Source organism: Streptomyces sp. RFCAC02 (genome assembly GCF_004193175.1).
Taxonomy (GTDB): Bacteria; Actinomycetota; Actinomycetes; order Streptomycetales; family Streptomycetaceae; genus Streptomyces.
In genome coordinates this window covers 3,152,730-3,164,950 of record NZ_SAUH01000001.1, presented here as the reverse complement: position 1 = coordinate 3,164,950, position 12,221 = coordinate 3,152,730, and the positions used below count along the sequence as shown (strand labels likewise).

Genomic DNA, 12,221 nt, shown 5'->3' with positions numbered 1-12,221 from the left:
GCGCGGCGTCAGCGGGCGGCGAACCGGTCCGTCGCCGCACGGACACGGGCGCGCGTCTCCTCGTTGCCGAGGTGGCCGGCCGCCTCCGTGACGTGCAGTTCGGCGTCGGGCCACGCCTTCACCAGCTCCCAGGCGGTCGTCAGCGGACTGCCCATGTCCATCCGGCCGTGCACCAGGAAGCCGGGGATGCCCGCGAGCCGTCCCGCGTCCCGGATGAGCTGGCCCTCCTCCAGCCACGCCCCGTGCGAGAAGTAGTGGGCGCAGATGCGCACGAGCGAGATCCTGTCGCGCGCCGGGCGGCCGCCGTACGGGCTTCCGCCGGGGGGCACCTCGCCCGAGAGGACCGTGTCCTCCCAGGTGCACCAGTCGGCGACCGCTTTGTCGCGCACAGCCTGGTCGGGGTGTTCCAGGAGCCGCGCGTAGGCCCCGACGACGTCGCCGTCGCGCGGCGTGCCCGGCGCGCCCTCCAGGAAGCGGTCCCACGCCTCGGGGAAGAAGCGCCCGACACCGCGGTACAGCCAGTCGATCTCGGAGCGGCGTGTCGTCGTCACGGCCGTGACGACGATCTCCGAGACGCGCTCCGGGTGGGCCTCCGCGTAGGCGAGCAGCAGGGTCGAGCCCCAGGAGCCGCCGTACAGGAGCCAGCGGTCGATGCCCAGGTGCTCGCGCAGCAGCTCCATGTCGGCGATGAGGTGGTGGGTGGTGTTGTGCCGCATGTCGGTGGCCGGGTCGGCGGCGTGCGGGGTGCTGCGGCCGCAGCCGCGCTGGTCGAACCGCACCACCCGGTACAGCTCGGGGTCGAACACCTGGCCGCCCCGGTAGCTCATGCCCGAGCCGGGGCCACCGTGCACGACGACGGCCGGCTTGCCCGCCGGGTTGCCGCTGACCTGCCAGTACACCTGGTTGCCGTCGCCCACGTCGAGCATCCCGGACGCGTACGCCTCTTCCATGGCGGAGATCCCTCCCTGTTGTGACAGCACTAATACAGCGCTGTTACGATACCCCCATGGACCCCACCGGACCCGCGTACCTCGGCACCCGCCTCCGGCACCTCATCGAACTCCTCGACGGCGACATCGCCGCGGTCCAGGCGGACATGGGCATCACGGGCTTCCGCATCCGGTACTCCGCGCCGATCCGCGCCATCGCCGCGCGCGGCCCGCTGTCGATCCGCGACCTGGCCGCCGCCACGGGCGTCACGCACTCCGCGGCCAGCCAGACCGTCGCCCGGATGGCCAAGGACGGCCTGGTCGTCCTCGACGCGGGGACGGACGCCCGCCGCCGCATGGTCCGCCTCACCCCGCGCGCCGAGGCCCTGCTGCCGAAGCTGAACGCCGAGTGGGACGCCACCGCCCGCGCGGCGGCGGCGCTGGACGCCGAACTGCCGTACCCGCTCAGCCGCCTGATCGAGGAGACCCTCGACGCCCTGCGCCGCCGCCCGATGCGTGCCCGCGTGACCGGGATCGCCGAGGCCGCCGACGACCAGCAGCCGCCCCCGTAGGGTGATCCCATGGATTCACCCACCCGTACGAACGGGGTCGCGCTCGTCACCGGCGCCTCACGCGGCCTCGGCGCCGTCATCGCCGCGCGCCTCGCCGCCGACGGTCACCCCACGGCCGTCGTCTACCGGTCCGGCGCCGACGGCGCCCGCCGGGTCGTGGACGGCATCCGCGCCGCCGGCGGCACGGCCGAGGCGATCGCCGCCGACGTCACGGACGAGACGGCCGTCACCGCCCTGGTCGAGGACGCGGCACGGCTGCTCGGCGCGCCCGTCACCACTCTCGTCGTCAACGCCACCGGGCCGCAGCCGGACACCGACCCCACGGAGGTGACCTGGCAGGATCACCTCGACCAGCTCACGTTCTTCGTGAAGAGCCCCACCCTGCTCATGCGCGCCGTGCTGCCCGGCATGCGCGCGCACGGGGGCGGCCGGATCATCCAGATCGGCTCGGACGTGCTGGAGCGCGCCCTCCCCCAGATGACCCCGTACGTCGCGGCGAAGGCCGCCCAGCACGCGCTGACCGAGTGCTGGGCGCAGGTCCTCGGCCCCGACGGCATCACGGTCAACACGGTGGCGCCCGGCTGGGTCCCCGTCGAGCGGCACGCGGGCACGGCCGCCGAGTCGCTCGCCTCGTACGCGGCCGAGGTGCCGCTGCGCCGGATGGGCCGCCCCGAGGACATCGCGGCGACCGTCGCCTTCCTGGCGTCCGACGCGGCCTCCTTCATCACGGGTGAACGCGTCAAGGTCAACGGCGGCCACACCCTGGGGTGAGTCCGGGGCGGCGGCGCGGACCCGGACCATGATCACGAAACCCCGCATACTGGTCGGATGACCGACAGGACACGGGGGTTCGTCCTCCGCTCCCCCGAGGGCGCCAGGTACCGCTTCGACCCGGGCGCGCTGAGTCTGGAGTTCCTGCTGACCGGGGGGCCGGGGCCGCAGGCCGCCCGCCACGAGTCACTGCACGAACCGGGTGACCTCGGCGCCTGGGCCGCCAGGTCGCGCCTGGCGCTCCGCCCCGGCACGGTGCGCGTCGCGCCGGACGACGTACCCGCCGCCCGGCGCCTGCGGGACGCGCTGTGGCGGCTGGTCGGCGCCGTGATCGCGGAACGGGAGCGCCCCGCCGCCGACATCGCGGAGCTGAACGCGGCCGCCCGCGAGGCACTCGTCCCCCGCATGACCGAGGACGGACGGCACGGCTGGGCCGCTCCCCCGACGGGCCGCCAGGTCATCGGGACGGTCGCGCGGGACGCCATCGGCCTCCTCACCGGCCCGCACGCCGCGCGCGTGCGCCAGTGCGCCACGGACACGTGCTCCCTCGTCTTCGTGGACACCTCACGGCCCGGCCGCCGCCGCTGGTGCTCCATGGAGCGCTGCGGCAATCTCCAGAAGGCCCGCGCGCTGCGCGAACGCCGCAGGACGGCCGCGGGCTGACCCGTGCGCTACGCTCCGCCCGGGTCCAGGGCGCGCACGGTCCGGGCCGGGTTCCCGACGGCGAGGACGTCCGCCGGCAGGTCCCGGGTGACGACCGCCCCGGCGCCGACGACCGTGTTCGCGCCGATGGTGACGCCGGGGCAGACGATGACACCCCCGCCGAGCCACACGTTGTCGCCGATGGTGATCGGCCGCGCCGCCTCCCACTTCGCGCGGCGCGGCCCCGCCTCCAGCGGGTGGGTCGGCGTCAGGAGCTGGACGTTCGGACCGAACTGGACGTCGGCGCCGATGGTGATGGGGGCGCAGTCGAGGAGGACCGCTCCGCAGTTGACGAACGTGCGGGGGCCGATGGAGATGTGGATGCCGTAGTCCACCTGGAGCGGCGGGCGGACGTAGGCGCCCTCCCCGAGGTGGCCGAGGAGTTCGGCGAGGACGGCGACGCGGTCGGGGTCGTCGTCGGCGGTGGCGTTGAAGCGCCGGGCGAGCCGGTGGCCGCGGGCCGCGTCCGCGGCCAGCTCGGGGTCGTCGGCGAGGTAGGGCTCGCCGGCGAGCATGCGGGCCTTCATGGACCGCGGGTCGGGGTCCGGGACGACGCTGGTCATGCCGTCCGTTCTACCGCCCGGATCCCTCCAAAAGGGACAGAATGCCGGAAATCGCCAGATCGAATGACCTGGAATCGTCCGCCGCGCGCGCGAGGACGTAACCCCCTTGCAGGACGGCGACGACGGCGGCCGCCAGAGCGGCGGGCTCGGCCGCGGGCCGCGGGTCCTCGGCGAGGACCGCCGCGACGCGCTCCCGCAGCCAGGCGAACGTCTCCTCGACCGGGGCGCGCAGCACGGGGTCGGCCATCACGTCGGGGTCCTGCGTGAGGCGGCCGATCGGGCAGCCGCGCAGCACGTCGCGCTCACGGCGCAGGTAGCCGGCGACGCGCTCCGCCGGCGCCCCCGGAGCGGACAGCGCCTCGTCGGCCGCGGCGCGCAGCGCGTCGGCCGTGCGCCGGATCGCGGCCAGGGCGAGCGCCTGCTTGCCGGGGAAGTGGTGGTACATGCTGCCCTGGCCCGCGCCGGCGCGCTGCTGGATGGCCTTCGGGCTGGTGCCGACGTAACCGCGCTCCCACAGCAGCGCGCGGGCGCTCTCGATCAGGCGCTCCCGCGCGGACGCCTCCGGGGAGGACTGCCGCGGCACGCTCACAGGACGTGCGGCTCGACGCCGGGCGCCTCCGCCGCCATCGGACGGCCCGCCGCCTCCCACGCGAGCATGCCGCCGTCGACGTTGACCACGTCGAGGCCGCGCTGCGCCAGGTACTGCGCGACCTGCGCGGAACGCCCGCCGACCTTGCAGATCACATACAGCGGACCGTCGTGCCGGGCGGCGAGGCCCGTGATCTCCTCCAGGCGTGCCACGACCTGGCTCATCGGGACGTGCGTCGCGCCGTCCGCGTGGCCTGCGGCCCACTCGTCGGGCTCGCGGACGTCCAGGAGCGGCGCGTCGGCGGGAACGGCGGTGGCGGGCGTGGACGGAAGCGGTGCGAAGGTCATGCGCCGACCCTAACGCGCCGGCCCGTCGCCGCCGCCCGGCTCCGCGGGACCCGTACCGTCCGCTGTGCCCGGGTCGTCGGCGAGGAGACCGGCGAGTTCGGCCTCGCGCTCGGCGACGCGGCGCCGCAGGCCCTCCGCGATCTCGTCCAGCATGCCGTCCGGGTCCCCGCCGGCCATGCGCAGCATGGAGCCGACCGCGCTGTCCTCCAGGGCGGCCACGGCGTCGGCGAGGAGGTCCTTGCGCGCGGCGAGCCACTCCAGGCGGGCGTACAGCTCGTCGGCCGGCATCCGGCCGGGCTCGGGGGCCGGGCCGCGCTCCCACTCGTCGGCGAGCTCGCGCAGGGCGGCCTCGTCGCCGCGCGCGTACGCCTGGTTCACGCGGGCGACGAACGCGTCGCGGCGGTCGCGTTCGTTGGCGTCGGTGGCCAGGTCGGGGTGGCAGCGGCGGACCAGCTCCCGGTAGAGGCGGCGCGCCTCGTCGCTCGGCCGGACGCGCGGGGGCCGCTGCACGGACTGCTGGGTGAGCATGGCGTAGCCCTCGGGGCTGAAGCCGTCGCCGTCGAGCCAGCCGTGGAAGAGTTCGGCGACGCCGGGCATCGGCATGATGGCGGCGCGCAGCTCGCGGGCGCGGCGCTCGTCCTCGGGGTCGCCGGTGCGGGCGGCGACGGCCTCGGCGATGGCGGCGTCCAGTTCCTCCAGGCGGGCGTACAGGGGGCCGAGGCGTTCCTCGTGGAGGCGGGAGAAGTTTTCCACCTCGATGCGGAAGGTCTCGACGGCGATCTCGAACTCGATCAGCGCCGTCTCCGCGGCGCCGACCGCGCGGGCGAGCCGCTGCGTGGCCTCGTCGTACGCCGCCGCGTCCGTGGCGTCGGGCTCTGCGGGGGAGGGGACGGCCTGTGGTGTGGCGGGGTCTTCGGGGGTCGCTGCCATCCGGACAGGGTACGGGTCAGGGCCGCAGTGCCCTGGGGCACCTCTCGGCTTCCTCGGGGCCGAGGTGGTTCTCGGCCCAGCGGCTCAACTCGACGAGGGCAGGACGCAGTTCGTAGCCGGCCCGGGTGAGTTCGTAGCTCACGCGCAGGGGCGGGCCGTCCACGACACGCCGGGTGAGGAGGCCGAGGGCTGCCAGCTCGGAGAGGCGGTCGGAGAGCATGCGCTCGCTGATTCCGGGGACGGCACGCTTGAGCTCGCCGAAGTAGCCGGGGCCGGTGAGCAGTGCGGCGATGAGGAGGCCGGTCCAGCGCTTCCCGAACACCTCGAAGACGCGCGTGATGGAGGAGCCGGGCTCCGTACAGACGCCCGCCCCTTCACTGTCCCGTGCGTCCTGCATGTCATCAGCCTAACGGTGATATGAGACTTTCTCGTCGGTGCAGAAAAGTAAGCTACCTGTGGTACTAATAGTTGAGTACGTAACCACAGTACCTGAGATCACCGCCCCACAGGAGGTCCCCATGGCCACGCTCCTTCACCTCGACTCCTCGCTCAACGGCGACGCGTCCGTCTCCCGCGCCGTCACGCGCACGTTCCGCGAGACATGGGAGCAGGAGCACCCGGAGGGCACGGTCGTCTACCGCGACCTCGCCGCCGACCCGCTGCCCCACCTGACCGGCATCGCCTACCACACCCAGAACACCCCGCCGGCCGAGCGCACCCCCGAGCAGACCGAGTCCTTCGCGCTGCGCGAGCAGCTGATCGAGGAGCTGGAGAACGCCGACGCCGTCGTGATCGGCGCCCCGCTGTACAACTACTCGATCCCCTCCACGCTGAAGTCGTGGTTCGACCACGTGATCGTCCCCGGCCGCACGGCCGGTGAGACCTCGACGATCGCCGGCAAGCCGGTGACCGTCGTCACCAGCCGGGGCGGCTCCTACGCCGAGGGCACCCCGATGGCGGGCAACGACTTCAACCACCCCTACCTGCAGTGGCTGCTCGGCGGCTCGCTCCAGCTCGACGTCACGTTCATCGTCCCCGAGCTGACCCTCGCCTCGGTGGTCCCGGCCATGGCGCCGCTGCTGGACAAGGCCAAGGAGTCGGAGGCCACCGCCCACGAGACCGCCCGTTCGACGGCCCGCGAGCTGGCGTCCCGGCTGGCCGCCTGACCGACGCGGCGCCGGCGGGGGGTCGGGGCCCGGCCGGCCCCCGACCCCCCGCGTCAGCGCGCGGCCAGGGCGCGGGGCCGGGGCTCCGTCGCGGCCAGATGCGCCCGTACGCCCGCCACCAGCCGCGGCGCCGCGAACGAGGCGCCGTACACGAACCGCATCGAAGGCCCGAACACCGGCGCCGTCAGCAGCCCGGCGAAGAACAGCCCCGGGTGCGACGAGGCGAACGCGGCCGTCAGATCGGGGGACGCCGTGCCCCGGACCGTCCGCAGCGTCTCGCGCAGCGAGGCGTCGAGGACGCGCAGCCGGCGCAGGTCCGGCTCGAACCCGGTTGCCGCGATCACGTGGTCGGCCTCGGCGGACTCGCACACGCCGGCCCCCTCCGTCGGCGCCAGGTCGATGCGCAGGCGGGCCGCGTCACCGTCCGGCACGGCACGGACGACCCGCAGGCCGAGCCGCACCGGCACCACGCCCTCCACGCGCTCCCGCAGCCACCAGGCGCCCGCGGGGCCGAGAGCGGTCCGGGCGATGTGCGTCCTCGCCTGCGCCGGCAGCAGGCGCACGGCGCCCGGCAGCCGGGACCAGGCCCAGCTCGACCAGCCGGTGCCCAGGCCGCTGTGGGGGGCGCGCAGGGTGGACAGAGGGCTGCGTCGCAGCGGGAGAGGGAGCGTGTTCCACCGGATCGCGCCGGCGCGCGCGATCAGTACGGGGCGCGCGCCTTCTTCCGCGAGCAGCGCGGCCGTCTCCAGCGCCGCCTGTCCCGCCCCCAGCACGACGACGTCCCGGTCGCGGAAACGGGCCAGGTCCCGGTGGTCGCTGCTGTGGGACGCCAGCCCCAGCGGCAGGTCGCGGAGGGCGCCCGGCAGGTGCACGAAGGGCATCACCCCCGGCGCCATCGCGACGGCGCGCGCGTCCACCGTGCCCCCGTCCGCCGTCTCCAGGCGGAAGCCCGGCGCGCGCGGCAGGACGGCGGTGACCGTCCTGTCCTCGACCGGCACCGGCAGCCGGTCCGCGAACCACAGGCCGTAGCGCGTGAACGCGCCGATCGGCAGCGGTCTGCCGTGCTCGGCGCGCAGCCCGTGCGCGGCGGCGTACGCGGCGAACGACGTGCCCTCCCCGGGCGCCGACAGGTCGGAGGCCCAGGGCTCCGACTTCAGGTACATCCCCGCCGGCATGTGGTCGCGCCACGACGCCATCGCCCGCCCGAACACCCGTACGTCGAGTCCGGCGGCCGCTGCGTGCGCGGCGACGGACAGCCCGTACGGACCGGCACCCACCACAACGAGGTCATGCATCAGGCGTCTCCTTCTCCCACTGTCCTGCCGGTCCGGCGCACCAGGCGGCGCGCCCACGCCCCCGCCACGGCGCAGAACGGCGCCGGGTCGTCCGCCGCGAACCACGCCCACTCGGTCTCCCCCCGCCCGCCCGGCCGGCCGCCCCACCACCGCTCGCCCCGCCTTGCCCCCGCCAGCGCCGCGAGGAGCCCGTGGCTCTCCACGACGAACGTCCGCCACGCCCCCGCCGGGCGCGCCGGTGCCGGCCGCTCGGGACGCCGCCCGGTGAGGTCGAGGTGCAGCGCGCGGACGACGTCGAGCCCGGAGCGGTCGGCGAACAGCCGGAACTGCGCGCCGGGGCGCGGATTGAAGTCGAGCAGGTGGTACGCGCCCCCTGCCGGGTCGCGCCGGAAGTCCAGGTCCACGACGCCGCGGAAGCCGAGGCGTGCCGCCAGATCGCGGGCCAGGGCGGTGAGCGGCGGGTTCGGCAGCCAGCGGCCCACCGCGGTCCCTCCGGCGGGTCGCGGCCACGCCAGGTCCTTGCGGCCGGTCCCGGCGAGGAGGCATGTCCCGTCCGCCGCGAAGGTCCCGTGGAAGAACCAGTCGGCGCCAGGGCCGCCGCGCACGAACCGCTGGAGCAGCAGACGGCTGCCGGCCCGCGGCGCGCGCTCGTAAAGCCGCAGCGCATCGGCCGCCGTGCGGACGACGACCGTGCTGCGCAGCCCCGTGCCCGGCGGCAGCAGCCACGGGCGCGACCACTTGGCGACGAGCGGCAGCCCGAGCGCGCGGACGGCCGCCGTGACGTCGGCCGGGCCTTCGGGCACGACGGTGCGCGGGTGCGGTACGCGGTGGCGCGCGCAGAGGTCGGCGAGCGCCGCCTTGTCCGCCACCGCCTCGACCACGTCGGGCGGGGCGCCGGGCAGCAGGAACGCGGACGCGATCCGCGGGGCGATACGGGCCGCGGTGAGGGCGCCGAGGTCGTCCATCGGGATCAGCGCCGCGGGCCGCCCGATCCGCCGTGCCGCGGCCAGGAGCGCGCGGGCGACGGCGTCGGGGGAGGCCGGGTCGCCGGGGAACGGGTGCGCGGCTGCGAGGTGGCGGGAGCGGGCCAGCGGCACGTCGTCCGACTCCGTGAACGCGTGGACCTCGACCCCGGCCCGTCCCAGCGACCTGACCGCTCCCAGCGAGCCGTGGTGGAACGGGTTGCGGTCCAGGCGCAGCAGGAGGGCGGGGACCCGCGCGTCGAGCGGTGGCATGGGGTGATCCTTCATCGCCGCCCGCGCACCGGCGCCGCGGCGGCGGCCGCGTCCGCGATCGGCCGGGCGGAAAGCGTTCGGGCGGCCCATTGGTCCGACCTGCACTCGATACGACGATCAGTGCGCGCTGCGGGTACTCCCCCGGTCGGCCGTGTCCTCGCGACCCGGCGCGGCGTTAGGGAGGGACCGGCCCACTCCGCACCCCGTCGAAGGTGATACCCCCCATGCAGCACGCCCGACCCGCCGCCGTGTCCGGGCAGGTCCCGCAGCCCCGGCCGGCCCGGGAACCCGACATGACGAACGCCGAGTACGCCGCCTCCCGCCATGCGGTCTGGCTCAGCGCGACGGCCGTCATCACCGATCCGTACGGCCGCGTCCTCGTCGTCGAGCCGACGTACCGCGACACGCTGCTGCTCCCCGGCGGGGGCGTCGAGGCGGGGGAGACCCCGGCCGAGGGCTGCCGCCGCGAGATCGCCGAGGAGACCGGCCTCGACCTGCGGCCGAGCGGTGTCCTCGCCGTGGACCACGTGGGGCCGCGCGCGGAGGGCATCCCGGACGACCTGCCGTTCCCCGGCGATGTCCACTTCGTCTTCGACGGCGGCACCCTGCCCACCGAGACCGTCGGCCGGCTCCGCCTGCCGGCCGACGAGCTGGCGGGCGCGCGGTTCCTCCCCGCCGAGGAGGCGGCGGCGCGCATGGCGCCGGGCGAGGCGCGCCGGCTGCTGGCCGCGCTGCGGGCGCGGTGGGGCCGGCCCGGGCCCGTCTACCTCCAGGACGGCCGGCACGCCGGGCCGCTGCCGGTCCTCGACCGGCACCGGGTCGTCGGCAGGCCGGGCGACGGGGCGTCCCGGCCCTGGCGGCCGGGGACCGAGCTGCCCACGGCGCTGCCGCCGGTGCGCTCGTGGGGGTGGCTCTTCGCGCCCGACGGACGGGTGCTGCTGCTCGTCCACCCGGGCGGGCGGCACATCCTCCTGCCCGGCGGCCCCCTGGTGGGACGCGACGGGGGCGATCCCGGCGCCGCGCTCGTGCGGGAGGCGTACGACACGGCCGCCGCCAGGGTCACGGATCCCCGCGTCCTCGGCCACGTCCCCGACGCTGCGGGCGGGCACCAGGGGCTCGGCCCCTGCGCCCGTGTCGCCATGGCCGGGCGGCTGACCGGCATCGGCCCCGCCGCTCCCGACCCGGCGACCGGCCTCACCTACCCGCGCCTGCTCGCGACACCGGCGCAGGCCGCGGAGCTGCTGGGCTGGGGGGCTCCCGCGCACGAGCAGGCCGCGGCGGCCGTACGGATCGCGGCGGAGCGGTGGGGCGTCCCGGCCGCACCGGAGTCGGCCGTCTCGGACGTGCCGGCGGAGGGGCTCCCCGGCCCGGCCGGGACGGAGCGCGTCAGTCCCCGATGACGCCGGCCGCGCGCGCCGCCGTCAGCCACGCCGGGAACTCCGACAGCAGCCGGTCGTACAGGTCGGCGTCGGCCATGGCGGCGATGTCGTCGACCGCGAAGAAGCCGACGTTGTCGATTTCGCGGTCCGGCAGGGTGTCGAACCGCTCCAGCACACCGAAGCCGCCGCTGCCGAGGCCCACGAACTGCCAGAAGACCGGCTCGTCCGCCGCGGCCCGCAGCTGCTTCTCGATGAGCGCGTTCTGGTAGACGCCGCCGTCCGAGAAGAACAGCACGAGCGTCGGCACGGTCGCGGACGAGCCCTTCACGAAGGAGCGGACCTGCCCGATGACGAGGTGCTCGTTGTTGCCGAAGCCGATGCGGGACATGTCCACCTGGCCGTCGGTCAGTTTCCCGCGCCTGGCCTTCCGGCCCATCTCCGAGCCGCGGACGTGCAGTTCCAGCCAGCGCGGGAGGTCGCCCAGTGCGAGGTCCGGCAGCCGGGCCGGCTTCGACGCGAAGGTCCACGCCTGCATCGCGCCGTCGTCGTCGAGGCTCGCGGCGACGGCGGCCATGCGCTCCACGACGCCGTGGACGACGCGCTCGCGGTACAGGTGGCTCATCGACCCGGAGGCGTCCAGGACGAGGACGACGCGGGCGCGGACCCCGCCGGCCCCACGCTTGGCGAGGCTGACGGCGATCTGTTCCTTGCGCAGGGAGAGCCGCCCCCGCATGTCGACGGGCAGGCGTTCCTCGCCCTTGGTGAGACGTACCGCGGGCGCGGCGGGCTCCGGTTCCGGCACGGGCGGGGGCGCGTCGTCGTCCACGCCGATGCCGAAGTCGGTGGCGAGGCCCGCGAGGCCGCTGTCGTACCCCTGCCCCACCGCACGGAACTTCCACTGGCCGGAGCGCAGATACAGCTCGCCGCCGATGAACGCCGTCTCCGCCGCCGCCGTCATGGGGAAGACGGCGAGTTCCCGGCCGGTCGCCGCGTCCAGCAGCAGCATGCGCAGGTCGGCGAGCCCGCCGAACGTCCCGCCGTCCGCCGACGCGGCGAGCAGCACTCGTTCGACGCCGGGTTCGAGCGCTGCGAGGTCCACCTCCACGGTGTCGGTGCCCGGCTGCTTGCCGAGGTGCCGTACCGCGCCGGCGGGATGGACCGGCTGGTTGTAGAAGACGAAGTCGTGGTCGTCGCGGACGCGTCCGTCGGCGGTCAGCAGCAGCGCGGAGGCGTCGGCGTCCGGTCCGCCCGGCGCGGCCGTCCAGGACAGGACGGCCCGCACCGAGGGGACGCCGACCGGCATGTTCGCGCCCTTGGCGAGGTGTATCGGGGTCACGTCGCCAGTGTGCGGCACGGTGGCCGGAATCAGACCCCGAGGCCGCCCGCGATCTCGGTCTCCTCGCGGGTGAACTCACCGGTCAGCAGGGGCATCGCCGCCCGGATCGACTCCTGAGCCGCGGGCAGGCGCAGGGACGCGTCGTGCGCCTCCTTGTCCGTCCAGACCTCCGTGACCCAGATCAGATCCGGGTCGCCGGCCGCGCGGGCCACCACGTACGCCCGGCAGCCGTGGTCCTTCAGCGCGTCGGCGGAGCGCAGCAGCAGGCCGATCACCTCGTCGCGGCGGCCGGGCTGTGTGCGCATGCTGCCGATGTATCCGTAGCTCATGTCCCCTGCCTACCACCGGCCCACCGCGGCCTCAAGAGTGGTACGGGAGCACACGCGTCACGGCCCGCACCGGCAGGG

At 75.5% G+C, this 12,221-nt stretch carries 15 protein-coding genes; 5 read left to right on the top strand and 10 right to left on the bottom strand.

Translation table 11 applies throughout. The features are described 5' to 3' along the window. Positions 1 to 8 precede the first annotated feature (8 nt). On the bottom strand, positions 9 to 950 hold the full coding sequence (gene pip, locus EMA09_RS14790) for a prolyl aminopeptidase (RefSeq protein WP_129841504.1): 942 nt from the start codon (positions 948 to 950) through the stop codon (positions 9 to 11). Positions 951 to 1,006: 56 nt separating this feature from the next. Between pip and EMA09_RS14785 the strand changes: the two genes are divergently transcribed. Genes EMA09_RS14785 through EMA09_RS14775 form a run of 3 tightly spaced genes read left to right on the top strand, consistent with a single transcriptional unit; the run spans position 1,007 to position 2,935 of the window. Then, on the top strand, positions 1,007 to 1,501 hold the full coding sequence (locus EMA09_RS14785; protein WP_129841503.1) for a MarR family transcriptional regulator: 495 nt from the start codon (positions 1,007 to 1,009) through the stop codon (positions 1,499 to 1,501). Positions 1,502 to 1,510: 9 nt separating this feature from the next. Next, positions 1,511 to 2,272, top strand: coding sequence for an SDR family oxidoreductase (locus tag EMA09_RS14780; RefSeq protein WP_129841502.1), 762 nt, complete (start codon positions 1,511 to 1,513; stop codon positions 2,270 to 2,272). Positions 2,273 to 2,329: 57 nt separating this feature from the next. Next, positions 2,330 to 2,935 carry an ABATE domain-containing protein gene (locus EMA09_RS14775; RefSeq protein ID WP_129841501.1) on the top strand — a complete coding sequence of 202 codons (606 nt, stop codon included), beginning with the start codon at positions 2,330 to 2,332 and terminating at the stop codon, positions 2,933 to 2,935. Between the two features lie 8 nt (positions 2,936 to 2,943). Here EMA09_RS14775 and EMA09_RS14770 read toward each other — a convergent pair whose 3' ends face one another. Genes EMA09_RS14770 through EMA09_RS14750 form a run of 5 tightly spaced genes read right to left on the bottom strand, consistent with a single transcriptional unit; the run spans position 2,944 to position 5,800 of the window. Beyond that, positions 2,944 to 3,537: a sugar O-acetyltransferase gene (locus EMA09_RS14770; RefSeq protein ID WP_129841500.1), complete on the bottom strand. Its 594-nt coding sequence runs from the start codon at positions 3,535 to 3,537 to the stop codon at positions 2,944 to 2,946. Positions 3,538 to 3,547: 10 nt separating this feature from the next. Beyond that, positions 3,548 to 4,120, bottom strand: coding sequence for a TetR/AcrR family transcriptional regulator (locus EMA09_RS14765; RefSeq protein WP_129841499.1), 573 nt, complete (start codon positions 4,118 to 4,120; stop codon positions 3,548 to 3,550). A gap of 2 nt (positions 4,121 to 4,122) precedes the next feature. After that, entirely contained in the window at positions 4,123 to 4,473 is a 351-nt protein-coding gene (locus EMA09_RS14760; RefSeq protein WP_129841498.1) for a rhodanese-like domain-containing protein, read from the bottom strand. Between the two features lie 9 nt (positions 4,474 to 4,482). Next, positions 4,483 to 5,403 (bottom strand): J domain-containing protein, encoded by a 921-nt coding sequence (locus EMA09_RS14755; RefSeq protein ID WP_240796399.1) that lies wholly within the window; start codon positions 5,401 to 5,403, stop codon positions 4,483 to 4,485. Positions 5,404 to 5,419: 16 nt separating this feature from the next. After that, positions 5,420 to 5,800 carry a helix-turn-helix domain-containing protein gene (locus EMA09_RS14750; RefSeq protein ID WP_129841497.1) on the bottom strand — a complete coding sequence of 127 codons (381 nt, stop codon included), beginning with the start codon at positions 5,798 to 5,800 and terminating at the stop codon, positions 5,420 to 5,422. A gap of 121 nt (positions 5,801 to 5,921) precedes the next feature. Between EMA09_RS14750 and EMA09_RS14745 the strand changes: the two genes are divergently transcribed. After that, on the top strand, positions 5,922 to 6,569 hold the full coding sequence (locus EMA09_RS14745) for an NAD(P)H-dependent oxidoreductase (RefSeq protein ID WP_129841496.1): 648 nt from the start codon (positions 5,922 to 5,924) through the stop codon (positions 6,567 to 6,569). 53 nt (positions 6,570 to 6,622) lie between these two features. On the opposite strand, the gene EMA09_RS14740 is transcribed toward EMA09_RS14745, so the two are convergent. After that, positions 6,623 to 7,864, bottom strand: coding sequence for an NAD(P)-binding domain-containing protein (locus tag EMA09_RS14740; RefSeq protein ID WP_129841495.1), 1,242 nt, complete (start codon positions 7,862 to 7,864; stop codon positions 6,623 to 6,625). After that, the gene (locus tag EMA09_RS14735; protein ID WP_129841494.1) at positions 7,864 to 9,099 is read right to left on the bottom strand and encodes an ATP-grasp domain-containing protein; all 1,236 of its coding nucleotides are present in this window, start codon (positions 9,097 to 9,099) and stop codon (positions 7,864 to 7,866) included. Before EMA09_RS14735 ends, EMA09_RS14740 begins: the two co-directional genes overlap by 1 nt. A gap of 224 nt (positions 9,100 to 9,323) precedes the next feature. On the opposite strand from EMA09_RS14735, the gene EMA09_RS14730 reads away from it, so the two are divergent. Further along, complete coding sequence (locus tag EMA09_RS14730; RefSeq protein WP_240796398.1) at positions 9,324 to 10,499, top strand: NUDIX hydrolase; 1,176 nt, start codon at positions 9,324 to 9,326, stop codon at positions 10,497 to 10,499. On the opposite strand, the gene EMA09_RS14725 is transcribed toward EMA09_RS14730, so the two are convergent. Next, positions 10,486 to 11,814 carry a VWA domain-containing protein gene (locus EMA09_RS14725; RefSeq protein ID WP_129841493.1) on the bottom strand — a complete coding sequence of 443 codons (1,329 nt, stop codon included), beginning with the start codon at positions 11,812 to 11,814 and terminating at the stop codon, positions 10,486 to 10,488. The two genes, EMA09_RS14730 and EMA09_RS14725, sit on opposite strands and share 14 nt — an antisense overlap. A gap of 29 nt (positions 11,815 to 11,843) precedes the next feature. After that, positions 11,844 to 12,143, bottom strand: a complete 300-nt coding sequence (locus EMA09_RS14720; RefSeq protein ID WP_129841492.1) for a putative quinol monooxygenase — start codon at positions 12,141 to 12,143, stop codon at positions 11,844 to 11,846. Between the last annotated feature and the right edge of the window lie 78 nt (positions 12,144 to 12,221).

Coding starts and splice junctions, on each gene's coding strand:
- pip (WP_129841504.1), bottom strand. CDS start 950: ATGGAAGAGGCGTACGCGTCCGGGATGCTCGACGTGGGCGACGGCAAC.
- EMA09_RS14785 (WP_129841503.1), top strand. CDS start 1,007: ATGGACCCCACCGGACCCGCGTACCTCGGCACCCGCCTCCGGCACCTC.
- EMA09_RS14780 (WP_129841502.1), top strand. CDS start 1,511: ATGGATTCACCCACCCGTACGAACGGGGTCGCGCTCGTCACCGGCGCC.
- EMA09_RS14775 (WP_129841501.1), top strand. CDS start 2,330: ATGACCGACAGGACACGGGGGTTCGTCCTCCGCTCCCCCGAGGGCGCC.
- EMA09_RS14770 (WP_129841500.1), bottom strand. CDS start 3,537: ATGACCAGCGTCGTCCCGGACCCCGACCCGCGGTCCATGAAGGCCCGC.
- EMA09_RS14760 (WP_129841498.1), bottom strand. CDS start 4,473: ATGACCTTCGCACCGCTTCCGTCCACGCCCGCCACCGCCGTTCCCGCC.
- EMA09_RS14755 (WP_240796399.1), bottom strand. CDS start 5,403: ATGGCAGCGACCCCCGAAGACCCCGCCACACCACAGGCCGTCCCCTCC.
- EMA09_RS14750 (WP_129841497.1), bottom strand. CDS start 5,800: ATGCAGGACGCACGGGACAGTGAAGGGGCGGGCGTCTGTACGGAGCCC.
- EMA09_RS14745 (WP_129841496.1), top strand. CDS start 5,922: ATGGCCACGCTCCTTCACCTCGACTCCTCGCTCAACGGCGACGCGTCC.
- EMA09_RS14740 (WP_129841495.1), bottom strand. CDS start 7,864: ATGCATGACCTCGTTGTGGTGGGTGCCGGTCCGTACGGGCTGTCCGTC.
- EMA09_RS14735 (WP_129841494.1), bottom strand. CDS start 9,099: ATGCCACCGCTCGACGCGCGGGTCCCCGCCCTCCTGCTGCGCCTGGAC.
- EMA09_RS14730 (WP_240796398.1), top strand. CDS start 9,324: ATGCAGCACGCCCGACCCGCCGCCGTGTCCGGGCAGGTCCCGCAGCCC.
- EMA09_RS14720 (WP_129841492.1), bottom strand. CDS start 12,143: ATGAGCTACGGATACATCGGCAGCATGCGCACACAGCCCGGCCGCCGC.